Origin of the sequence: Nocardioides sp., from assembly GCF_030655615.1 — a bacterium.
Lineage (GTDB): Bacteria > Actinomycetota > Actinomycetes > Propionibacteriales > Nocardioidaceae > Nocardioides.
This window is the reverse complement of the sequence record NZ_JAURVJ010000105.1, coordinates 1-22,024: the sequence shown is the minus strand read 5'-3', so window position 1 is coordinate 22,024 and position 22,024 is coordinate 1. Positions and strand designations below refer to the sequence as shown.

General features: G+C 71.9%; 19 protein-coding genes. 4 read left to right on the top strand and 15 right to left on the bottom strand.

Annotated elements, in window-relative coordinates; all coding sequences use genetic code 11:
* The first annotated feature begins 6 nt into the window (after positions 1-6).
* Positions 7-1,170, top strand: coding sequence for an Mrp/NBP35 family ATP-binding protein (locus Q7T52_RS08590; protein ID WP_304801428.1), 1,164 nt, complete (start codon positions 7-9; stop codon positions 1,168-1,170).
* A gap of 10 nt (positions 1,171-1,180) precedes the next feature.
* Complete coding sequence (locus Q7T52_RS08585) at positions 1,181-1,516, top strand: sec-independent translocase (RefSeq protein ID WP_304801425.1); 336 nt, start codon at positions 1,181-1,183, stop codon at positions 1,514-1,516.
* A gap of 88 nt (positions 1,517-1,604) precedes the next feature.
* Here the strand turns inward: Q7T52_RS08585 and Q7T52_RS08580 are convergent, their stop codons facing one another.
* Complete coding sequence (locus Q7T52_RS08580; RefSeq protein WP_304801423.1) at positions 1,605-2,144, bottom strand: hypothetical protein; 540 nt, start codon at positions 2,142-2,144, stop codon at positions 1,605-1,607.
* Between the two features lie 117 nt (positions 2,145-2,261).
* On the opposite strand from Q7T52_RS08580, the gene Q7T52_RS08575 reads away from it, so the two are divergent.
* Positions 2,262-2,888, top strand: a complete 627-nt coding sequence (locus Q7T52_RS08575; RefSeq protein ID WP_304801420.1) for a LysM peptidoglycan-binding domain-containing protein — start codon at positions 2,262-2,264, stop codon at positions 2,886-2,888.
* 17 nt (positions 2,889-2,905) lie between these two features.
* Positions 2,906-3,400 (top strand): Rv3235 family protein, encoded by a 495-nt coding sequence (locus tag Q7T52_RS08570; protein ID WP_304801418.1) that lies wholly within the window; start codon positions 2,906-2,908, stop codon positions 3,398-3,400.
* A 162-nt stretch (positions 3,401-3,562) separates the two neighbouring features.
* On the opposite strand, the gene secA is transcribed toward Q7T52_RS08570, so the two are convergent.
* The 14 genes from secA to Q7T52_RS08500 form a co-directional block, all read right to left on the bottom strand.
* Complete coding sequence (secA, locus tag Q7T52_RS08565) at positions 3,563-6,454, bottom strand: preprotein translocase subunit SecA (protein WP_304801416.1); 2,892 nt, start codon at positions 6,452-6,454, stop codon at positions 3,563-3,565.
* An 82-nt stretch (positions 6,455-6,536) separates the two neighbouring features.
* On the bottom strand, positions 6,537-7,829 hold the full coding sequence (locus Q7T52_RS08560) for a winged helix-turn-helix domain-containing protein (RefSeq protein WP_304801413.1): 1,293 nt from the start codon (positions 7,827-7,829) through the stop codon (positions 6,537-6,539).
* Positions 7,830-8,413: 584 nt separating this feature from the next.
* A complete protein-coding gene (locus tag Q7T52_RS08555) occupies positions 8,414-9,103 on the bottom strand; it encodes a response regulator transcription factor (protein ID WP_304801411.1) in 690 nt (229 codons plus the stop codon).
* Between the two features lie 56 nt (positions 9,104-9,159).
* Positions 9,160-9,789 (bottom strand): ribosome hibernation-promoting factor, HPF/YfiA family, encoded by a 630-nt coding sequence (gene hpf / locus Q7T52_RS08550; protein ID WP_304801408.1) that lies wholly within the window; start codon positions 9,787-9,789, stop codon positions 9,160-9,162.
* Between the two features lie 329 nt (positions 9,790-10,118).
* Positions 10,119-10,901 carry a ComF family protein gene (locus Q7T52_RS08545; RefSeq protein ID WP_304801405.1) on the bottom strand — a complete coding sequence of 261 codons (783 nt, stop codon included), beginning with the start codon at positions 10,899-10,901 and terminating at the stop codon, positions 10,119-10,121.
* Between the two features lie 229 nt (positions 10,902-11,130).
* Positions 11,131-12,885, bottom strand: a complete 1,755-nt coding sequence (locus Q7T52_RS08540) for an LpqB family beta-propeller domain-containing protein (protein WP_304801402.1) — start codon at positions 12,883-12,885, stop codon at positions 11,131-11,133.
* Entirely contained in the window at positions 12,882-14,546 is a 1,665-nt protein-coding gene (gene mtrB / locus Q7T52_RS08535) for an MtrAB system histidine kinase MtrB (protein WP_304801400.1), read from the bottom strand. Before mtrB ends, Q7T52_RS08540 begins: the two co-directional genes overlap by 4 nt.
* 6 nt (positions 14,547-14,552) lie before the next feature.
* On the bottom strand, positions 14,553-15,266 hold the full coding sequence (gene mtrA, locus Q7T52_RS08530) for an MtrAB system response regulator MtrA (RefSeq protein WP_304801398.1): 714 nt from the start codon (positions 15,264-15,266) through the stop codon (positions 14,553-14,555).
* 217 nt (positions 15,267-15,483) lie between these two features.
* A complete protein-coding gene (gene ahcY / locus Q7T52_RS08525; RefSeq protein ID WP_304801396.1) occupies positions 15,484-16,959 on the bottom strand; it encodes an adenosylhomocysteinase in 1,476 nt (491 codons plus the stop codon).
* A gap of 95 nt (positions 16,960-17,054) precedes the next feature.
* Positions 17,055-18,005 (bottom strand): DUF808 domain-containing protein, encoded by a 951-nt coding sequence (locus Q7T52_RS08520; protein WP_304801393.1) that lies wholly within the window; start codon positions 18,003-18,005, stop codon positions 17,055-17,057.
* Between the two features lie 5 nt (positions 18,006-18,010).
* On the bottom strand, positions 18,011-19,087 hold the full coding sequence (locus tag Q7T52_RS08515) for an acyltransferase family protein (protein ID WP_304801390.1): 1,077 nt from the start codon (positions 19,085-19,087) through the stop codon (positions 18,011-18,013).
* Between the two features lie 233 nt (positions 19,088-19,320).
* Positions 19,321-20,349, bottom strand: coding sequence for an SIS domain-containing protein (locus tag Q7T52_RS08510; RefSeq protein ID WP_304801388.1), 1,029 nt, complete (start codon positions 20,347-20,349; stop codon positions 19,321-19,323).
* Positions 20,346-20,519, bottom strand: a complete 174-nt coding sequence (locus Q7T52_RS08505) for a Trm112 family protein (RefSeq protein ID WP_370692309.1) — start codon at positions 20,517-20,519, stop codon at positions 20,346-20,348. Before Q7T52_RS08505 ends, Q7T52_RS08510 begins: the two co-directional genes overlap by 4 nt.
* Before the next feature lie 16 nt (positions 20,520-20,535).
* Positions 20,536-21,903, bottom strand: a complete 1,368-nt coding sequence (locus tag Q7T52_RS08500; RefSeq protein WP_304801383.1) for a phosphomannomutase/phosphoglucomutase — start codon at positions 21,901-21,903, stop codon at positions 20,536-20,538.
* Between the last annotated feature and the right edge of the window lie 121 nt (positions 21,904-22,024).

The window sequence follows — 22,024 nt, the reverse complement described above, 5'->3', positions numbered from 1 at the left end:
AGCATCATGACTGCACCGACTCGCGAGCAGCTCGACGCCGCCCTGGCCACCGTCAACGACCCCGAGATCAAGCGTCCGATCACCGAGCTCGGCATGGTCGACACCGTCGAGCTCGACGACGCCGGCGTCGTCCACCTCACCGTGCTGCTGACCGTCGCCGGGTGCCCGCTCAAGGACACCATCACGCGCGACGTGACGGCCGCGCTCACCCGCCTCGAGGGCGTCACCGACGTCGACCTCACCCTCGGCGTGATGACCGCCGAGCAGCGCAGCGGCCTGCGCGACACGCTCCAGGGCGGCCAGGCGCAGCGCGAGATCCCGTTCTCCCAGCCGGGCAACCTGACCAAGGTGTTCGCCGTCGCCAGCGGCAAGGGCGGGGTCGGCAAGTCGTCGGTCACCGTCAACCTCGCCATCGCGATGGCCAAGCAGGGCATGCGCGTCGGGGTCCTCGACGCCGACGTCTACGGCCACTCGGTCCCCGCGATGCTCGGTGTGGCCGACGCCCGGCCGACCCAGGTCGACGACCTGATCATGCCGGTCCCCACGGCCTCGGGCGTCTCGGTCATCTCGATCGGGATGCTCAAGCCCCGCCGCGACCAGGTGGTCGCGTGGCGCGGCCCGATGCTCGACCGCGCGCTCGTCCAGATGCTCTCCGACGTCTTCTGGGGCGACCTCGACGTCCTCCTGCTCGACCTGCCGCCCGGCACCGGCGACGTCGCGATCTCGCTCGGCCAGCACCTGCCGGGCGCCGAGGTGATCGTCGTGACGACCCCCCAGGAGGCCGCCGCCGAGGTCGCCGAGCGCGCCGGCACGATGGCGTCGATGATGCACCAGCGGGTCGTCGGCGTCGTCGAGAACATGAGCTTCCTGCCCTGCCCCCACTGCACCCCCGAGGGCAAGGACCACCGCATCGAGATCTTCGGCTCCGGCGGCGGCGACCGCGTCGCGGCCACCCTGGGCCAGCGGTTCGGCTACGACGTGCCCGTGCTCGGTCGCATCCCGATCGACGTCTCGCTGCGCGAGGGCGGTGACGTCGGCAAGCCGATCGTCGAGTCCGACCCGACCGCGCCGGCCGCCCTGGTCCTGACCTCGGTCGCCGAGAGCCTCTCCGGACGGGGCCGTGGCCTCGCCGGCATGCAGCTCGGCCTCACCCCGAGCAACAAGTTCTGAGGACGGGCACGTGTTCGGGGTCGGCCTCGCCGAGATGGCCGTGATCGCGCTGGTCGCGATCGTCGTGTTCGGCCCCGACAAGCTGCCCGAGCTGGCCAAGCAGGCCGGCGCGATCCTTCGCAAGGCCCGTGAGTTCGCCAACTCCGCCCGCGACGACCTGCGCGAGGAGCTCGGCCCCGAGTTCGCCGATCTCGAGCTCCGCGACCTCGACCCCCGCGCCATCGTGCGCAAGCACATCGTCGAGGCCATGGAGGACGCCGGCGAGGAGGCCGCCAAGCCCAAGAAGCGCGGCCTCCGCCCCCTCCTCGAGGGCGAGGTCCCGCCCTACGACCTCGAGAGCACCTGACCCCTCTCGCCGAGTCGGCGCAGAGTTGAAGTCAGAACAGCGCGAGTCGGCGCAGAGACTGAGTCTCTTCGCCGACTCGGCGTCCTGGTCAGGACTCGCGGCTCTGGATCGCGGCGACAGCTTCGAAGGCCACCAGGGTGACGCGGGGCGGGTCGCCCTCGAGGACCTCGACGAAGTCCTGACCGACCCGTCGCAGTACGCCGTCGTGGCGCGCCCCGTCGGTGCGGTGGACCACGCACCGCTCCCCCGCGTCGGCGAGCCGGCGTAGCGCGGAGCCCAGGCCCAGACGGGTCACGGGCGACCAGGCGACCTCGGGGACGGCCCGGTCGGCGGCGCCGTCGACGGCTGCCACGGCCGCGAGGCGCACGACCCAGTCCTGACCGAGGCCGGCGAGCAGGCACCACCCTCGGGCCACGCGCTCGAGGCGCCCGGCCACCGCCCCGACACCGGTGACGTGGAGGGTCAGGTCGCGGTCGAGCGACGCCATCAGCCGCGCCGCGAGCGGGACCTGCTGGTACTCCGCACGCTCCCGGTCGACCAGCTCCGGCGCCCGGTCGGCGTCCCAGAGGGCCCCGGCTTGCTGCTCGAGGTCGTCGAGGAACGCGAACAGCTCGTCCTCCCAGGGCACCCGCGGACTCTACGACGCCCGGGTCGCCGGGCCTGTGGACAACCGGTTGACGAATGAGTTCAACGGGCGTTGAGTGAGGCAAACACAAGCAAACACACAGTAGGGGTCGAATCTTCGATGGTTGCCGTCGGGCGCTGCCTCCTCGTCTGGGTCGTCACGACCGTGGTCGCGGCGGTCACCACGTGGTGGTCGCTGTCCGCGCTCGCCCCCGTCGACGGGTTCGACCGGTTCGACCGGCTCGTCGCCGCGACCGCCGGCGTGGCGCTGGCCGGCTGCTCGGCGTGGGCCTGGCTCGTGTGCACCGTCGTGGTCGCCCAGGCGGTCGCCCGTCCCGGCCGGGCCCCTCGCCATACGGCGGGCGTGCCGGCCTGGGCGTCGCGCACGGTGCTCGCGGCGTGCGGGGTCGCGGTCCTGGCGGCCGTCCCGGCCCAGGCGTCCTACGACGTCCCGCACACCGACGAGGCGGACCGGGCCACGACCCTCGACGGCCTCCCCTTCCCCGACCGGGCGGTCGGTCCGGCCCACGCCGCCCGGGCGCCCGCCGAGCAGCCACCCGCCGAGACCGTGGTCGTGCGGCCTGGCGACAGCCTGTGGCGCATCGCCGCCGCCCGGCTGCCCCCGGGGGCGTCGGCCGCCGAGGTGGCCGCGGCGACCGCGGCCCTGCACGACCTCAACCGCACGGTGGTCGGCCCCGACCCCGACCTGATCCACCCCGGGCTCCGCCTCCGCGCGCCCGAGTCATGACCGAGAGGAGACGCGCCATGTCCACCCGCACGCCCACCCCGCTCTTCCACGAGAACGTGGTGCCGCTCAGGCTGTCGATGCCGGTGGCCGCCACCCAGGGCACCCTCGCGCTCGACCTCCAGCCGCGCCTCGATCCGCCGTCACCGCCGGCGGGCGACCTGCGCCGCCGGCGCGAGGTCGACGGCTGGGCGCACCGCTTCGTCCAGGCGGTCGTCGAGATCGTCGGCGGCGACCGGCCCACCTCGCAGCTGGTGCGGCACACCAGCCGCGACGTCTACGCCGACCTCGAGCGCCGTGCGCAGCTGGTGGCGCGCGTCGGCGGCCACGTCCCGGGCGTCGCCCGGGTCCAGCCGGTGCGACCCCGCGTGGTGTCGGTGCACAGCAGCTTCGTCACCGCCGACGTCGCCGAGACCAGCGCGCACGTGCGCTACGGCCAGCGGTCCCGTGCCGTCGCCGCGCGCTTCGAGCGTCGGTCCACACGCTGGGTGTGCACCGCGGTGGAGTTCGCTTGACCCGGTCCTGCGAGGAACGAGCGGGTCGGACGTCAAGCGGGTCGAGGGAGCACGCGACCGAGGAACGAGGTCGCGACTGCGGCTCGAGACCCCCGTGACGCACCACGACCGCCGCACCCAGCGGGTGCAGCGGTCGCGCGGTCGTATGGTGCCGGGATCGGGTCAGCCGATGCGGGCGGTGACGCCCTGGGGCCCACCGGGGGCGCCGTGGCACTGCTTGAACTTCTTGCCCGAGCCGCAGGGGCACTTGGCGTTGCGGCCGACGCCGGCGTACTCGTCGTCGGCGTTGGTGACCGTGCCGCTGCCGCTCTCCTCGACCTCGTTGTCGCCGTCGATGCTGGGCGCCGAGGTGCGGAGGTTGGTCGGAATCGACTGCTTCTCCAGCCCCTTGGCCCTGATGGTCGGCACCTGCTTGGTCAGCACCGGGGCGGCGGGCGTCTCGAGCGGCTGGGGCTCGGACGGGAGCTCGCGCATCAGCGGCTCCTCGACGACCGGGTCGCCACCACCGAGACCGTAGGGGTCGTAGGTGCCGCCGTCCTCGGGCTCCTCGTCCTCCTCGACCTGGACCTCGAGGTTGAACAGGAAGCCGACGGCCTCCTCCTTGATGCCGTCCATCATCGCGGCGAACATGTCGAAGCCCTCGCGCTGGTACTCCACCAGCGGGTCGCGCTGGCTGTAGGCCCGCAGGTAGATGCCCTCGCGCAGGTAGTCCATCTCGTAGAGGTGCTCGCGCCACTTGCGGTCGAGCACCGAGAGCAGCACGCGCCGCTCGAGCTCGCGCATGACCTCCTCGCCCACCTCGGCCTCGCGGGCGTCGTAGGCCGCCTGGGCGTCCTTCTGCAGGGTCGCGATGAGCTCGTCCTTGGTCAGGCCGCCCTGCTCGCCGCCGGCACCCTCGATGAGCTCCTCGCGGGTGATCGAGACGGGCCAGAACTGGGCGAGGTCGGTCCACAGCTGCTCGAGGTCCCACTCCTCGGCGAAGTCCTCTAGCGAGCCGCGCACGGTGCCCTCGACGACGTCGTCGACGAACTCGCGGACCTGGTCCTCGATGTCGGCGCCCTCGAGCACCTCGCGGCGCTCGCCGTAGATCACCTTGCGCTGGCGGTCCATGACGTCGTCGTACTTGAGGACGTTCTTGCGGGACTCGAAGTTCTGCGACTCGACCTGCCCCTGGGCGTTGGCGATCGCGTTGGTGACGCGCTTGTTCTCGATCGGGACGTCGTCGGGGATCTTGAGCATCGTCAGGACGCGGTCGACCCACTCGGACTTGAAGAGCCGCATCAGCTCGTCCTCGAGCGAGAGGTAGAACCGCGACTCGCCCGGGTCGCCCTGGCGGCCGGAGCGCCCGCGCAGCTGGTTGTCGATGCGGCGCGACTCGTGGCGCTCGGTGCCGACGACGTAGAGGCCGCCGAGGTCGCGGACCTCATCGTGCTCGTTGCCGACCTGCTCCTTGATCTTCTCGAGCATCTCGGGCCAGGCGGCCTCGTAGGCCTCGGCGGTCTCGCCGGCGGGCTCAAGGCCCTGCTTGCGCAACTCGGCGTCGGCGAGGAACTCGACCGAGCCGCCGAGCATGATGTCGGTGCCGCGACCGGCCATGTTGGTGGCGACGGTGACGGCGCCCTTGTGGCCGGCCATCGCGACGATCTTGGCCTCGTCGGCGTGGACCTTGGCGTTGAGGACCGAGTGGGCGATCCCCTTCTCCTTGAGCTTGTCGGAGAGGTGCTGCGACTTCTCGACCGAGACCGTGCCGACCAGGATCGGCTGGCCGAGCTCGTGGCGCTCGGCGATGTCCTCGACGACGGCGTCGTACTTGGCCTCCTCGGTCCGGTAGACGAGGTCGGCCTGGTCCTTGCGGACCATCTCGCGGTTGGTCGGGATCGGGACGACGCCGAGACCGTAGATCTTGTCGAACTCCGAGGCCTCGGTCATGGCGGTACCGGTCATGCCCGACAGCGTCTTGTAGAGACGGAAGTAGTTCTGCAGCGTGATCGTGGCGAGGGTCTGGTACTCCTCGCGGACCTGGACGCCCTCCTTGGCCTCGATCGCCTGGTGCAGGCCGTCGTTGTAGCGGCGACCCGCGAGCATGCGGCCGGTGTGCTCGTCGACGATGAGCACCTCGCCGTTCATGACGACGTACTCCTTGTCGTTGCGGAACAGCGCCTTGGCCTTGATGGAGTTGTTGAGGAACGAGATGAGCGGGGTGTTGACCGACTCGTAGAGGTTCTCGATGCCGAGGTGGTCCTCCACCTTGGTGATGCCGGGCTCGAGGACCGAGATGGTGCGCTTCTTCTCGTCGACCTCGTAGTCCTCGTCGAGGACGAGCTTGGTGGCGATCTTGGCGAACTCGTCGTACCACTTCACCTCGTCCTGCGTCGGGCCGCTGATGATCAGCGGGGTCCGGGCCTCGTCGATGAGGATCGAGTCGACCTCGTCAACGACGGAGAAGAAGTGGCCGCGCTGGACGCACTCCTCGATCGAGCCGGCCATGTTGTCGCGCAGGTAGTCGAAGCCGAGCTCGTTGTTGGTGCCGTAGGTGATGTCGCAGTTGTAGGCCTCGCGACGCTCGGCCGGGCGCATCGACGGGAGGATCACGCCGACGGTGAGGCCGAGGAAGTGGTGGATGCGACCCATCTGCTCGGACTGGAACTTGGCGAGGTAGTCGTTGACGGTCACGACGTGGACGCCGTTGCCGGCCAGCGCGTTGAGGTAGGACGGCAGGGTCGCGACGAGGGTCTTGCCCTCACCGGTCTTCATCTCGGCGATGTTGCCGAGGTGGAGCGCCGCGCCACCCATGATCTGGACGTCGAAGGGGCGCATGCCGGTGACCCGGCGCGAAGCCTCGCGGACGGTCGCGAACGCCTCGGGCATGATGTCGTCGAGCGTGGCGCCCTCGGCCAGGCGCTCCTTGAACTCCCCCGTCATCGCCTGGAGCTCGGCGTCGCTCATCTCCTTGAACTCGTCCTCGATGGCGTTGACGGCCTTCGCGATGGACTCGAGCTGGCGCAGGATCTTGCCCTCGCCGATGCGGAGGAGCTTGTCGATGATGGCGGGCACGTCGGTGACATCCTCTGGTTGGGCTGAAGTCGGGTGAGTCTGGGGTGGGGGTCGGGCCCGGGACAACGGGCCGCGCTCCATCCTAACGAGCCGTGCCCACGGACCGTTCCTCGGCGGCCGACTCGGCGGCCGACTCGGCGGATGACTCGGTGGCCAGCTCGCCGGCCAGCTCGGTGGCCAGCTCGGTGGCCAGCTCGGGGGCCAGGTCGCCGCGACCCTCGACCACGACCTGGTCGAGGCCGAGCCACCCGGCCATCCGCCGCAGCTCGGCCGCGAGCTCGAGCGCGGTGTCGGCCGGGGCGCCGGCCTCGGCGTAGGCGCCCTTGACCAGCAGCCGCCGGGTCGGCCGGTCGGCCTTGAGGTCGACCCGGCCGACGAGCTCGTCACGCAGCAGGAACGGCAGCACGTAGTAGCCGTAGAGGCGCTTCTCGGCCGGCGTGTAGATCTCGATCCGGTAGTGGAAGTCGAAGAGCTGCTCGGCGCGCTCGCGCTCCCAGACGACCGGGTCGAACGGGCTGAGCAGCGCCCGGGCCGCGATCGCACGCGGCCGGCGGGCGTCGCGGTGGAGGTAGGCCGGGCGCTTCCACCCCTCGATCGAGACGGGCTCGAGCTCACCGGTCTCCACCATGGTGTCGACGGCGCGGGCCGTGTCGTCTGTGCGCATCCGGTAGTAGTCGGACAGGCACTTGACCGTCGCGACCCCGTGGGACAGCGCGGCCCGGCGTACGAGCGCGAGGTGCTGCTCCTCGACCGTGAGGTCGGGCGCTGCGAGGACGGCGTCGGGCAGGACCCGCTCGGGCAGGTCGTAGCGCACCTCGAACTGGCTGTTGCGGCCCGCGATCGCGACGTCGCCGGCGGCGTAGAGGAAGTCGAGCATCCGGCGGGTGCGCGACCAGTTCCAGCCCCAGTTGTCCTTGCTGCGCGGCAGGCCGTCGTCGAGGTCGCGCGAGGTCGACGCCCCGCGGTCGGCCAGCTCGGCCAGCAGCCGCGACTCGAGCTCGTCGTCCTCGGCGACGAACGACCACTTGCCCCGGCTCGTCCGGTGGTGGTCGCGACGGTGGGCCATCGCCGGCCAGAGCTCGACGGGCATGAACGCCTGCACGTGCGCCCAGTACTCGACGAGGCGCCGCTGCTGGCGACCCGTCGACGCCCGCTCGAGCAGGCCGGTGTCGTAGGCGCCCATCCGCGAGTAGAGCGGCATGTAGTGGGCGCGCGCCAGCACGTTGACCGAGTCGACCTGAAGCACCCCCGTACGGTCGAGGGTGCGCGACACCGTCCGCATCGTCGGCGGGTCGTGGGGCTTGTCGAGGAACCCCTGGGCCGCCAGCGCGACGCGGCGGGCCTGGGCGCGGGAGAGGGACTGCGGGCGGCTCACGTCTCGGTTCTACCGGACGACGGGGACGATTTCTGGTTGCGGGTCACTCGGCGTCGGGCTGTCCGCGCCCTCATGTGTCCCCCCAGTCACGCTTCCCTGACGTTTCTCCCGGTTCTCGTACGAAGCTTCGGCTTAGAACCGGGAGTTTCGTCGTAGAACTTCACCTCGCGGGCTTGCCGGCCCGGGCCGGCGGTGCGTCAGCCACCGAACCAGTCCCTCAGATCGCCCAGAACGGTGGCTCACTGACCGCCCACCCGAGCCGGCCCAGGCCGGCGGTGAGCACGCCACCGAACCGACACCTCAGATCGCCCAGAACGGTGGCTCACGCACCGCCGGGTCGGGTGGCCGCGCCAGCGGCGGCGCGCCGAGCTTGCGAGGCCGCGCCGACAGCGCGCAGGTAGCAGACCGCGAGAGGCTCGGGGTCAAGGATCGCCGCAGGCGACCGCGAAGCGGCGCCGCAGGCGTCCTTGACGCCGAGACGCGGTCTGCTACGCGCGCGGCCACCCGACCCGGACACAGAGAGACCCCACGACAAAAGGCTTTGAGGATCGCTGCGCTCGCACCTCAGCCGACGTGGGCGAGACCTACGGGAGCTCGAGGAGGTTCTCGCGCACGGCGTACATCACGGCCTCCATGCGCGAGTGCAGCTGGAGCTTCTCGAGCATGTTGCGGACGTGGTTCTTGACGGTGTTCTCGCTGATGAAGAGGCGGGCCGCGATCTCCTTGTTGCTGTGGCCCTGGGCCACCAGCCGCAGCACGTCGAGCTCGCGCTCGGTGAGGCGCAGGGCGGGCCCGCTCTCGCGCTCGGGGCGCGACATCTGCTTGAACTCGTCGATGAGCTTGATGGCCATCGACGGGCTGATGAGGGACTGGCCGTCGGCGACGACGCGGATGGCCTGGGCCACCTCCTCGATGGAGGAGTCCTTGAGGAGGTAGCCCGAGGCACCGCTCTTGACGGCCTCGTAGAGGTCGGCCTCCTCGTCGGAGACGGTCAGCATGATGATCTTGGCCGACGGGACGCTCTGCTTGATCGCGAGGCAGGCCTCGATGCCCGAGCGCTTGGGCATCCGTACGTCGAGCAGGACGACGTCGGGGGCGGCGGTCTCGGCGAGGGTCGTGCCTTCGATGCCGTCGCCGGCCTCGCCCACGACCTCGAGTCCGGGCTCCACGGCGAGCAGCATGGTGAGCCCGCGCCGGAACAGCTGCTGGTCGTCGACGACGAGCACGCGGATCGGCTCCCGATCGGTCTGGCTCTGTTCCCCACTGGTGGCCACGAGGCGATCATGTCACGCCTCGCGGCCGCCGTGCGGGCGCCGCTCTGCCGGTCGGACTACTCCTCGGGCGTGACGTCGAGCGAGATGACGCCGTAGTCGTAGCCGCGACGGCGGTAGACGACCGACGGCTTCTCGCTCTCCTTGTCGACGAAGAGGTAGAAGTCGTGACCCACGAGCTCCATCTCGTACATCGCCTGGTCGAGGGTCATCGGCGTCGCCGGGTGGGTCTTCTCGCGCACCACGAGCGGCCCGTCGCCGGTCACGTCGATCGGTCCGACGGAGCGCTCGATCGTGCCGTCGTCCTCGGCGGCCGGTGCGTCGTCGAGGAGCGTCTCGACGTCGGCGAGGGCCTGTCCGACCGAGACGGGGGCACGGCGGCCGTGGTGCACGCGGCGCCGGTCGGCCGCGCGACGCATCTGCGCGGCCATCTTGTCGACGGCCAGGTCGAGGGCGCCCATCTGGTGGTCGGCGGCGGCTTCGGCACGTATCACCGGGCCCTTCGAGAACGCCGTGAGCTCGACGTGGATGGACTTGTCGTGCTGCCGGGGGTTGGGCTCGCAGTCGACCTCGACGTCGATCCGCTGGATCCGATGGTCGTGCTTCTCGAGCCTGGCCAGCTTCTCCGCGCAGTGACCTCGAAACGACTCGGTGATCTCGCAGTGACGCCCGGTGACGACAACATCCATGATGAACCTCCCGCTAGCGATTGGTTGCTCGGTGATCAGTCGTGCTCGTGCAGAGGAGTCCGTCCGGCCGACCTGGTCTTCGACCCCACAACCGCCTGCTGAGGCTCTCGCAGCTCAGTGCCACTACTGGCCTTCTCCCGCCACCCCGGAGGGCAGGCCGCATCTGACGGCCAGGACGAGGCAGGACTTACTACTAAGCCGCACCGTGATCCCCGCGACGAGCGCGGGTTACGTGGGCCGTTTTGCCTGCGACTGGCATCGGCTTGTCGGCCCAGGGCTGCCCCCGGGACGACGCAACCACGGACCCGGACGGACTCCATGCAGTGACGTTAGTGCGTGCGTGGGGGCGGCGGAACCTCTGGGGCTGAGAGTTGACCGAGAACCATCCGATCGGATGACCTGCGTGCCGTCGCCGCCACCACCGCGACCGCCAGGACGTCGATCCCGACGGCGGCCAGGGCGCGCTGGGCCTCCCGGGCGGTGCTGCCCGTGGTCAGCACGTCGTCGCAGAGCACCACGTGGACGGGCCTCCCCCGCCGCACCAGCGCCCGCAGCGGCCGGTCGCGCACCGCCATCGACCCGGCGAGGTTGGCGCGCCGGTGCGCGACGTCGAGCCCGGCCTGGTCGACCACGCCTGGCCGCGACCGCAGCAGGGGTACGACGGACACGACGGGTCCGAGCGCCCGGGCGGCCTCGCGCGTCATCGCCAGCATCGGGTCGTGACCACGCGCCCGGACCGTCGCCGGTCGCGACGGCACCGGGACCAGCACCAGCGCCCCGGACCCGCCGGTGCCGGCGGTCGCGGCGGTCGCAGCGGTAGCGCCGGTAGCGGCGGCCACCGAGCACGCCAGCAGCCGGCCCAGCACCGGGGTGAGGGCCAGCAGCCGGTGTTCCTTGTGCCCGAGGACGAGCGCGCGCACGAGCCCGTCGTACGCCGTCACGGCGTAGGGCGTCACCAGCCCCGGCGGGGGCGGGGTCGGCCAGTGCGGCGTCGCCTCGGTCGGCAGCCCCGCCCGGCACGCCGGGCAGACCAGCCGGCCCGGGGTGCCGCAGCCCAGGCAGCTCCCGCCGAGCAGGAGGTCGGCGGCCGCGTCGCGCAGGCTGGTCGGCATCCCCCGACCCCATCAGGTATCCGCGCCCACCACCACCCGGTCGCCGTGGTCTGTGGACGAGCCGAAAACTCCTGGGCGGCCGGGCGGGCGGCGGATTACCCGGCCGGCCGGGGATTCCGACCCTTGTCAGGGGTTGCAACCCCTGACAAGGGTCGGAGTCCCCGGCTGTCGGGGGAAACTGCCGCCCCGGCCCGCCCCGCCCCGGCCCGCCCCGCCCCGCCCCGACCCCTCAGCCCGCGTAGTCGATGCTCGTCGCCGACCCGTCGACGAACCCGTAGGAGTCGCCGTCGCTCAGGTCGACGAAGCTGTCGGGGGTGACGACATAGGTCGCCAGGTCGGGCAGCGGGGAGCCGGCCAGTCCGATGACCGGCCCGACCACCTGCGACTGCAGCGACTCGGCGCTGCTCGGGGAGCCGTCGACGCCGATCGTGCGGACCTCGTAGAGCTTGCCGGACTCGATGGGGACGAGCAGGCCCAGCGTCGTCGGGGAGGTCCAGGCGATGTCGTCGATGCCCTGGGACTGGCTCGGGTCGAGCTCGACGAGGCGGGTGCTGCGGACCCGGACGAGGTCGCCGAGGGCGTCGGCCTCGACGCGTCCGACCCGGAGCTGGTCGCTGCCCCGCTCGCGGACGACGGCGACGAAGCGCGTGCCGTCCCGCGAGACGAGGAAGGAGCGGACGTCGAGCCCGCTCACCCCCGCGACCTCGACGACCCGGTCGCGCCCGTCGACGACGACGTGGACGACGGCGCGGCCGGCGGCCCGGTCGACGACCCAGGTGCGGTCGGCGAAGTCCCAGGCGGGGGCCAGCAGGTCGGTGCCGCGGAAGACGAAGGCGGCCTTCTCGGGGTCGCCCTGCCCCGGGTCGGCGAGGTCGGCGACGAGCAGGCTGCGGCCCTCGAGCCCGACGCCGGCGGCGCGGGTGCCGTCGAGGTTGGGCGTGGCGGTGCGGACCGGGCTGGCTCCCGAGCCGAAGACGCCGCGCACGGGCACCAGCTCGTTGCCGTCGCGGGTGTGCAGCTTGCGGTCGCGGACGGCGTAGAGCTCCTCGGTCGGGTCCGCGCCGTTGGGGTCGTAGGAGTCGGCCTCGTCGACGGCGTAGAGGTCGTCGCCGTCGGCGCCGCGGACGGCGGTCCCGCCGAGGGTGAGCCTCAGCGCCCGGATGCCCGGCTGCTGGCGCAGGGTCCAGGCGAGCTGCGCGAGCAGCCGCTCGGCGGCGGGTCCGCTGCTCGCCCCCGCCTCGCCACCCAGGTCGACGCTGGCGACGCCGTCGGGGCCTATGTCGACCGAGACCCGCGGGTCGAGGCCGGTCGGCAGGTAGGACCGGATGACGCGGGACAGGTCGCGGTCGGGCCCCTCGACGAGACGGCTGACCAGGTTGGCCGCGAGCTGCGGACCGCGGGGCACGTAGACCGGCTGCGGCACCAGGATCCGGCCGCTGGGGTCGAAGTAGTAGAGCGAGGCCGGCCGGTAGCGCTGGGTGAACCAGCTGCGGGGTGCGACGAGCGCGTCGGGCGGGTCGGTGATGCGGTACTCGCCGGCCTCGAGCGTGAGGTGGAAGCGCAGGGTCTCCTCGGCGCCCGACAACCGGTTGAGGTAGCCCCCCGACCGCCCCAGGCGCTCGGCGTCGGTGAGCTGCACCGACACCAGCAGCTGCTCCTCGCGGAGCTGCTGGCTGCGCGCGTAGGTGATGGTGCCCGCATCGGGCTCCCACTCGGTCGCGGCCGACGCCGAGAGGAACTGCTTGGCGACGTCGACCCGGATCGGCGAGGCCGTCATCGCGTCGAGGAAGCCGTCGACGACCTCCCCCGCCTCCATGCCCGGCACCGGCGGCACCGCGTTGATGTCGCTGGCCCGGGCGTCGTCGACCGAGGACCGGGCGTCGGCGTCGACCACCGGGCCCGAGTCGGGCAGGCCGGTGCAGCCGGACACCAGGACGACCAGGCTCAGCGCGGCCGCCATCACCCGCCACGGACGCGCCCTCATCGCGCGGCCTGCGACGGTCGGGGCCGGCGGTCGTCGTCGGGGTCGACGGCGTCCGCGGGCTGCAGCGGGAGCGGGCTGCGCCGCAGGGCGAACCCGGCGCGGCGCGGCAGGGTCAGGCGGAACTGGGCGCCGCCGCCGGGGCGACCCCAGGCCTGGAGCCAGCCGCCGTGCAGGTGGGTGTCCTCGAGCGCGATCGACAGCCCGAGGCCAGTGCCGCCGCTGGTCCGGGCGCGAGCCGGGTCGGCCCGCCAGAACCGGTTGAAGACCATGGCCGACTCCCCCGGCTCGAGCCCGACGCCGTAGTCGCGGACCGCGACCGCCGAGGCGTCCGCGTCGACACCGAGCAGGATGACGATGCCGGGCTCCCGGCCGCCCACCGCGGCGTGGTCGATGGCGTTGGTGACCAGGTTGCGGACGATCCGCTCGACGCGCCGGGCGTCGGCCTCGGCCAGGCAGGGACGGCCGGCGTCGACGACGGCGATCCGCACGCCACGCTGGTCGGCGAGCGCCCGGGTCGAGACGACCACCCGGCGTACGACGTCGCCGAGGTTGACGTCCTCGAGGTCGAGCACGGCCGCACCGGCGTCGAAGCGGCTGATCTCGAGCAGGTCGGCCAGCAGCGTCTCGAACCGGTCGAGCTCGGTCTGGAGCAGCTCGGCCGCCCGGGCGGTGCCCGGGTCGAAGCGCCCACGAGCGTCGTGGAGCACGTCGCCGGCCATCCGGACGGTGGTCAGCGGGGTCCGGAGCTCGTGGGAGACGTCGGAGACGAAGCGGCGCTGCACCCGGCTGAGCTCCTCGAGCTGGCGGATCTGGCGCTGCAGGTTGCTCGCCATCTGGTTGAAGGAGATGGCCAGGCGCGCGACGTCGTCCTCGCCCTTGACCTGAAGTCGCTCCTGCAGCCGCCCGGCGGCCAGCCGCTCGGCGACCTGGCGGGCCAGGCGCACGGGCGTCACGACCTGCCGGGTCACGAGCCAGGTGAGGCCCGCGACCAGGACCAGCAGCAGCACGGCCGCGGTGAGCAGGGCCTGCGTGACGAGGTCGAGCGTCTCCTGCTCCTCGTCGAGCGGGTAGAGCAGGTAGATGGCGTAGGTGCGGTTGTCGGCCGGGAGCCGCACCTGCGAGCCGACGACGATCGCCGACCGCTCGACCGGACCGTCGGCGCCGTCGGGCCGGGTCACGATGCGGGTGTAGGTCCACGCCGGTGTCGCGCCGACCGTGGCCAGCCGGTCCTGCAGGCTGTCGGGCACGCTCGCGCCGAGGTCGAGCCCGGTGCTGAAGCTGGCGGCGCCGTCCTCGACCGCGCGGTTCTCGTCGACCGGGCCTGCCACGACGACGCTGTAGCCACGCGTCTCGCCGCGGCGGATGATCGTGTCGGCCAGCACCCGGAGCTGGGCGGCGACGTCGGTGTCGCGGCCCGAGACCGACTCGAGGCGCTCCTCGGCGTCACGCGTCTCGTTGGCCGCCTCGGCGAGGACGGTGTCGACCCGGCTGTCGAGCAGGCCGTCGCGCGTCTCGCGCAGGAGGTACCAGCCGACGGCGCTGATGACGACCGCCGACAGCACCAGGGTGCTGACCACCACCCGGGCCTGGGTGGAGCGGCGCCAGAAGGTGAGTGCTCGGCGTACGCCGGCCGGTGGGTGGAGCCTGCGACCCCGGGCCACGACCCGTCAGCCCTTGCCGGCCTTGTAGCCGACGCCGCGCACGGTCACCACGATCTCGGGGTGCTCGGGATCGTGCTCGACCTTGGAGCGCAACCGCTGCACGTGGACGTTGACCAGCCGGGTGTCGGCCGCGTGGCGGTAGCCCCACACCTTCTCGAGCAGCATCTCGCGCGTGAAGACCTGCCACGGCTTGCGGGCCAGGCAGAGCAGCAGGTCGAACTCGAGCGGCGTCAGCGAGATGGTGGTGCCGTCGCGGGTGACCGAGTGGCCGTCGACGTCGATGGCGAGGTCGCCGATCGACAGCGACTCCTGCTGGCCGGGGTCGCCCTGCTCCTTGCGGCGCACCCGCGCGCGGATGCGGGCGACGAGCTCCTTGGGCTTGAACGGCTTGACGACGTAGTCGTCGGCGCCGGACTCGAGACCGACGACGATGTCGACGGTGTCGCCCTTGGCGGTCAGCATCACGATCGGTACGCCGGACTCGGCCCGGATCTCCTTGCAGACGTCGATGCCGTCGCGGCCGGGGAGCATCAGGTCGAGCAGGACGACGTCGGGGCGGTAGTCGCGGAAGGCGCTCAGCGCCTGGTCGCCGCGGCCGACGGTCTGGGAGTCGAAGCCCTCCTGGCGCAGCACGATGGAGAGCATCTCGGCCAGCGCGGCGTCGTCGTCGACGACGAGCACGCGACCGTTGGTCGCCAGGTCGCTCGTCGGTTCACTCATGTCCTTCATTGTGTCAGGTACGTGAACGAGTCCGGCGTACACCGTCGTGAAGACAGCCAACGCCACCACGGTGTCCGTGGTGGCGTTGACGTGGTCCTGCGGGGGTCTCGACATCCGTCCGCGACTTCGCGAGCTCAGTCGCGACGCGGCTGCTCGACCACCTTCGAGGCGTCCCGGCCTGGTCGGCCGCGGCCGCGCAAGCTCGGCCGAGGCTCGATCAGTACCGGTATGCCTCGGCCTTGTAGGGCCCCTCGACGGCAACGCCGAGGTAGGAGGCCTGGTCCTCGCTGAGGGTGGTCAGCTTGACGCCGAGGGCGTCGAGGTGGAGGCGGGCGACCTCCTCGTCGAGGTGCTTCGGCAGGACGTAGACGCCGACCGGGTAGTCCTCGGGCTTGGTGAAGATCTCGATCTGCGCGAGCACCTGGTTGGTGAACGAGTTCGACATGACGAACGACGGGTGGCCGGTCGCGTTGCCCAGGTTCATCAGGCGACCCTCGGAGAGCACGATGATCGCGTTGCCCGCGGGGAAGGTCCAGACGTCGACCTGCGGCTTGACGTTCTTGCGCGAGGCGACGCCGTCGGCCTCGAGGCCGGCCATGTCGATCTCGTTGTCGAAGTGGCCGATGTTGCCGAGGATCGCGTTGTGGCGCATCCGCGACATCTGGTCGACGGTCACGACGTCCTTGTTGCCGGTCGCGGTGATGATGATGTCGGCGATCTCGAGCACGTTGTCGAGGGTGTCGACCTGGTAGCCGTCCATGGCCGCCTGGAGCGCGCAGATCGGGTCGATCTCGGTGACGATGACGCGGGCGCCCTGGCCACGGAGGGACTCGGCGCAGCCCTTGCCGACGTCGCCGTAGCCGGCGACGACCGCGACCTTGCCGCCGATGAGGACGTCGGTCGCGCGGTTGATGCCGTCGATGAGCGAGTGGCGGCAGCCGTACTTGTTGTCGAACTTCGACTTGGTGACCGAGTCGTTGACGTTGATGGCGGGGAAGAGGAGCGACCCCTCCTTCATCATGTCGTAGAGACGCAGCACACCGGTGGTGGTCTCCTCGGTGACGCCCTTGATCTCACCGGCGATGGGGGTCCAGCGCTCGTTGGTCTCGGCCAGCGAGGCGTTGAGCACGTCGAAGATGATCTTCTGCTCGTGGCTCTTGGCGGAGGCCGGGTCGGGAGCGACGCCGGTCTTCTCCATCTCGACACCGAGGTGGACCAGCAGGGTGGCGTCACCACCGTCGTCGAGGATCATGTTGGCGAACTTGCCGTCGGGCCACATGAGGATCTGCTGGGTGCACCACCAGTACTCCTCGAGCGTCTCGCCCTTCCAGGCGAAGACGGGGACGCCGGCGGGGGCGTCGGGGGTGCCGGTCGGGCCGACGGCCACCGCGGCGGCGGCGTGGTCCTGGGTCGAGAAGATGTTGCACGAGGCCCAGCGGACCTCGGCACCGAGCGCGGTGAGCGTCTCGATGAGCACGGCGGTCTGGATCGTCATGTGCAGCGAGCCCGTGATCCGGGCGCCGGCGAGCGGCTTGGAGTCGCCGAAGCGCTCGCGCATCGCCATCAGGCCCGGCATCTCGTGCTCGGCGAGCTCGATCTCGGTACGGCCATAGTCGGCCAGGGAAAGGTCTGCGACCTTGAAGTCCACGGGTGTCTCCTCAGAGAGTGCTGAACTGGTGTCTGCGTCGCGCATCTGCGCGTCAAATGGGATCTCCCACGCGGACCCGGCAAGCCTAGGACAGCCCCGCCTGATATAGGAATCGACGACGCGCGCCGGTCCGACGGGCGTCAGTGCGCCGCGGCGCCGTGCCCGCGGGTCGGCAGCACGTGCATGACGGCCACGACGACCGCGCCGACGACGATGCCGACGACGGCCGACAGCGCGGTGTTGACCAGCCAGCCGACGATGCCGCCGATGGCGTCGAGGGCGTGGGCAGCCTCCTCCTCGAGGTGGTGGACGGCGTCGTAGGGCGGGTCGACGCCGAGCTCGTGGAGCTGGACGAGCAGGATGTGGCCGCCGACCCAGAGCATCGCGGCGGTGCCGACGACCGAGATGGTGGCGAGCAGGCCGGGCATGGCGCGGACGAGCGCGAGACCGACCCGCTGCGCCAGGGCCGACGAGCGCTGGGCGAGGGCGAGGCCGACGTCGTCCATCTTCACGATCAGTCCGACCACGCCGTAGACGAGGACCGTGATGCCGACCGCGACGACGGCGAGGATGATCGCGCGAGACACGAACGCCTCGTCCTTCACCTCGTTGAGCGCGATGACCATGATCTCGGCGGAGAGGATGAAGTCGGTGCGGATCGCGCCGCCGATCATCGTCTTCTCCTGCTCGGGGCTGATCTCGGCGGACTTCTCCGCCTCGGCCGGGTGGTGGCCGCTGAGGCGCTCCCACACCTTCTCGGCGCCCTCGTAGGCGAGGAACGTGCCGCCGCACACGAGGATCAGCGGCAGCACCCAGTCGGGCGCGAACTCGCTGAGCAGCAGGGCCGCGGGGAGGATGAAGAGGATCTTGTTGCGCAAGGACCCGACGGCGATCTTCTTGATGATCGGGAGCTCGCGCTGGGCGGCGACGCCCTGGACGTACTGCGGCGTCACGGCCGTGTCGTCGACCACCACCCCGGCTGCCTTGGCACTGGCTCGGCCCGCGGCGGCGGCGACGTCGTCGACCGATGCTGCAGCGAGGCGCGCGAGCGCGGCGATGTCGTCGAGAAGTCCGAAGAGGCCAGCACTCACCCGGGTCAGACTAGACGAGTGGGGTCGAGCGTCCGCGTCGGCCGTGGCGCCCGGACCGGCTCGGCCCTCGTGGCCGCGAGGGGCGCGGCGGGGCGGGCCCGACCACGCCACCAGCCGACCGGGTCGACCAACGGGCCCAGCCGGCGCACGGCGGGGGGCGACGCGAGCGCGAGCGCCAGGCCGACCGCCGCCGGGACGACGACCAGCCGCCCGAGGCCCGGGTGGGCCGTGGTCCAGTCGAAGACGCCCGCGGCGTCCACGCCGCGCACCACGAAGCCGTGGACGAGGTAGACGACCATCGTGGCGGCGCCCATCCTGGCGAACCAGCCGTCGACGCCCGGCACCAGCGACAGGGCCCCGAGCGAGCAGCCGAGCGCCAGCCCGAGCAGCGCCGCGCGCGTGAGCATCCCGTCGACCGGGCCCGCGGCCAGGACGTCGTAGGGGCGGAAGTAGAGCCACCACGTGCCGGCCCAGGAGTCGAGGTCGCGCACGACCCAGAGCGTCAGCAGCAGGCACACGACGCCGGCTTGCTGCGCGGCCGGCGTACGGACCCGGGCGACCCACTCGGGCGTCGCCACCAGGCCGATCACGAAGAACGGCAGCATGCCCACCACCCGCGAGAGGCTCAGGTAGGACAGGTCGAGCGTGCCGCCGACGAGGCTGATCGCCACGGCGGCCGCGATCGCGACACCGGCCGGGAGCCTCAGGAACGCGGGCGCGGCGAGGCGCCACAGGACGAGGGCGACGAGGTACCAGAGCGGCCACAGCGGCTGGAGGTAGGGGTGCTCCGGCGCGCCCCACCCGATGCCGGCCTGGAACCACGCGAGCGCGGCCTGGTAGACGACGAACGGCACGACGAGCGTCGCGACGAGGGCGCGCACCCGGGTCGAGGACAAGTCGAAGGACCTCGAGAAGTAGCCGCTGACCAGCACGAACGCCGGCATGTGCCACACGTAGAGGAAGTCGTAGAGCCAGCTGTTGGTCGTGGAGTCCGGCAGCAGCAGGCTCCAGGCGTGGCCCACCACGGCCAGGGTGACCAGCGCCATCTTGGCGTTGTCGAACCACGGATCCCGAGCAGGCATTCGAGGGACGTTAGCCAGGGCTCCTGAGGACTTCCAATCGTCCGGTTGTCGGACGAGTAGGGGTCGGGCGGGTCGGGTGGGTCCGAGGGCTGCGGCTTTTTTGCCGCCCGGCTGGTGGCGGATTCCCCGGCCGGCCGGGGATTCCGGACGTTGTCAGGGGTTGCAACCCCTGACAAGGGTCGAAGTCCCCGGCTGTCAGGGAGAACTGCCGACCGGCCGCCGGGCACACCCGCTCAGTCGTCGACGAGCCCCAGCCGCAGGTACTCCGCGGCGTAGGTGCCGGTGAGCAGCAGCGAGGCGTAGCGGGCGACCTCGCCGGCGGCGTCGGAGGTGACGGTCTCCACGCGTACGCCGCGATCGGCGGCCTCGGCCTGGAGCCGGCCACGGTGCTCGCGGATGACGGGGTCGTCGGCGCCGTCGTCGAGGACGACGAGCACCGGGCGCAGGTCGCCGGCGCTGCTCTCGGCGAAGGGGTCCACGAAGACGTCGCGCGGGCGGGTGGCCTCGATGACGGGCAGCAGGTGCTCGGCGTCGCCGGCGAGGGCGGTACGGCCGCTGGAGCGGCGGATCGACTCCGCGACGCGGCGGGCCGCGCGGGCGGCGAGGACGGAGCCGCCCCACACGAGCGGGTTGGCGTCGGCGAGGCAGATGGCGAGCATCTTGGCCGGGTTGATCGAGATGTCGCGGTGGGGCGAGCAGCTGATGGCGACGGCGTCGAGGGCCTCGGCGACGGTGTCGGCCTCCGCCTCGGGGCCGAGCCCGACCTGGTGGAGGTAGGACAGCATCACGACGGCGGTGGCGAGCTGGTCGTCGGTGACGGTCGGCAGCACGGTGGTCCACCGGCCCTGGGCGTGCTCGGCGACCATCGACGACGCCGGGCAGGCGACGACGACCTGGCAGCCCCGGCGCACGGCCTCGGCGACGGCCGAGGCGGTGCCGGAGTCGGAGCCGACGGGCGCGAGGACGACGACCAGGTCGAGGCTGCCGGCCCAGCCGGGCAGCGCGGGGCCGGGCCAGGCGACGAACGGCACCGGGCAGAACGGCTCGAGGACGGCACGGAGCAGCCGCGAGTCGGGTCCGGCTGCGATGACGGCCCGGGGCCGGGCCTCCTGGGCACGGGTCACCCCGATCGCGGTGGCCTCGGCGGCTCCCCCGGCCTCACGGCGTACGCGGGCGCCGGACTCGGCGAGCGTGCGCAGCCGCAGGTCGGCGGCGCCGATGGCGACCTCGTCGTCGAGCCGCGACTCGTCGAACCAGCTCACGGCCGGCGGGCCTCGTCGACCAGCAGCACCGGGATGTCGTCGCGCACCGGGTAGGCCAGCCCGCACGACTGGCAGACCAGCTCGGTCTCGGATCCTCCGGCCCCCTCGACCAGCGCGAGCTCACCGCGGCAGTCGGGGCAGACGATGATCTCGAGCAGGGCCGGGTCGATTCCTTGGCTTGCCATGTCAGGCACCTCCGCGGATCAGGGCGAGCACCTCGTCGCGCACCGCCGTCATGGTCGCCTCGTCCTTGCCCTCCACGTTGAGCCGCAGCAGCGGCTCGGTGTTGGACGGACGGACGTTGAACTGCCAGTCGGCGTGGCTCACGGTCAGCCCGTCGAGGTGGTCGGTGGTGACGCCGTCGCGGCCGTCGTACGCCGCCTCGACGGCTGCGGCGACGGCCAGCGCGTCGGCGACGGTCGAGTTGATCTCGCCCGACAGCGGGTAGCGCTCGTAGCGGGCCAGCAGGTCGCTGAGCGTGCCGTCGTGGCCGGCCAGGGCCGCAAGCGCGTGCAGCGCGGCGAGCATGCCGGAGTCGGCGCGCCAGAAGTCGCGGAAGTAGAAGTGGCCGCTGTGCTCGCCGCCGAAGATCGCGTCGGTCTCGGCCATCGTCGCCTTGATGAACGAGTGGCCGACGCGGGTGCGGACCGGCTTGCCGCCGAGCTCGGTGACGAGCTCGGGCACGGCGCGGCTGGTGATCAGGTTGTGGATGATCGTGGCGCCGGGGTCCTTGGCGAGCTCGCGCTCGGCGATCAGCGCCGTCAGCGTCGACGGCGACACGGCGCGGCCGAGCTCGTCGACGAGGAAGCACCGGTCGGCGTCGCCGTCGAAGGCCAGGCCGATGTCGGCGCCGACCTCGAGCACCTTGGCCTGCAGGTCGACGAGGTTGTCGGCCTCGATCGGGTTGGCCTCGTGGTTGGGGAAGGTGCCGTCGAGCTCGAAGTACATCGGCACCAGCTCGACGGCGTCGCCCAGGCGGCCGAACACGGCGGGCGCGGTGTAGCCGGCCATCCCGTTGCCGGCGTCGGCGACGACCTTGAGCGTGCGGCCGGTCACCGGGGCGAGGGAGAGCAGGTGGGCGGCGTAGGCCTCGAGCACGTCGTGCTCACTGATCGAGCCGCTGCGCCCGGCCGTGGCGAACTCGCCGGACACGACGAGGTCGCGGATCTCGGCCAGGCCGGTCTCGAGCCCGATCGGGGTCGCCAGCGAGCGGCACATCTTGATGCCGTTGTACTGCGCGGGGTTGTGGCTCGCGGTGAACATCACGCCGGGCATCGCGAGGTGACCGGAGGCGAAGTAGAGCTGGTCGGTCGAGGCCAGCCCGATCATCGTGACGTCGGCGCCCGCCTGCATCGCGCCGTCGGCGAACGCGCCGGCCATGCCGGGCGAGCTGGGCCTCATGTCGTAGCCGACGACGACCTCGCTGGTGCCGACCACCTGCACGAACGCACGTCCCGTGGCCCGGGCGAGCTCCTCGTCGAGCTGGTCGGGCACGGTCCCGCGGACGTCGTACGCCTTGAAGATGGCGTGGATGGTGGCAGGGTCGAGGGCCATGCCGCAGACCCTAGTGGTCGGCCGTGACGCGACGGTCAGTCGGTGGTGAGCACGCGGAGGTGGCCGCGGCGCGAGGTCTCGCGGCCGGTCTCCGCGGCGGGCGCGGGCCGGGGCGGCGGCG

Excerpts from the sequence above, each read along its gene's own strand:
- ahcY (WP_304801396.1), bottom strand. The coding sequence starts at position 16,959 with ATGCGCGACGCAGACACCAGTTCAGCACTCTCTGAGGAGACACCCGTG.
- Q7T52_RS08575 (WP_304801420.1), top strand. The coding sequence starts at position 2,262 with ATGGTTGCCGTCGGGCGCTGCCTCCTCGTCTGGGTCGTCACGACCGTG.
- Q7T52_RS08545 (WP_304801405.1), bottom strand. The coding sequence starts at position 10,901 with ATGCCGACCAGCCTGCGCGACGCGGCCGCCGACCTCCTGCTCGGCGGG.
- Q7T52_RS08590 (WP_304801428.1), top strand. The coding sequence starts at position 7 with ATGACTGCACCGACTCGCGAGCAGCTCGACGCCGCCCTGGCCACCGTC.
- mtrA (WP_304801398.1), bottom strand. The coding sequence starts at position 15,266 with ATGAGTGAACCGACGAGCGACCTGGCGACCAACGGTCGCGTGCTCGTC.
- Q7T52_RS08500 (WP_304801383.1), bottom strand. The coding sequence starts at position 21,903 with ATGGCCCTCGACCCTGCCACCATCCACGCCATCTTCAAGGCGTACGAC.
- Q7T52_RS08570 (WP_304801418.1), top strand. The coding sequence starts at position 2,906 with ATGTCCACCCGCACGCCCACCCCGCTCTTCCACGAGAACGTGGTGCCG.
- hpf (WP_304801408.1), bottom strand. The coding sequence starts at position 9,789 with ATGGATGTTGTCGTCACCGGGCGTCACTGCGAGATCACCGAGTCGTTT.
- Q7T52_RS08540 (WP_304801402.1), bottom strand. The coding sequence starts at position 12,885 with ATGAGGGCGCGTCCGTGGCGGGTGATGGCGGCCGCGCTGAGCCTGGTC.
- Q7T52_RS08515 (WP_304801390.1), bottom strand. The coding sequence starts at position 19,087 with ATGCCTGCTCGGGATCCGTGGTTCGACAACGCCAAGATGGCGCTGGTC.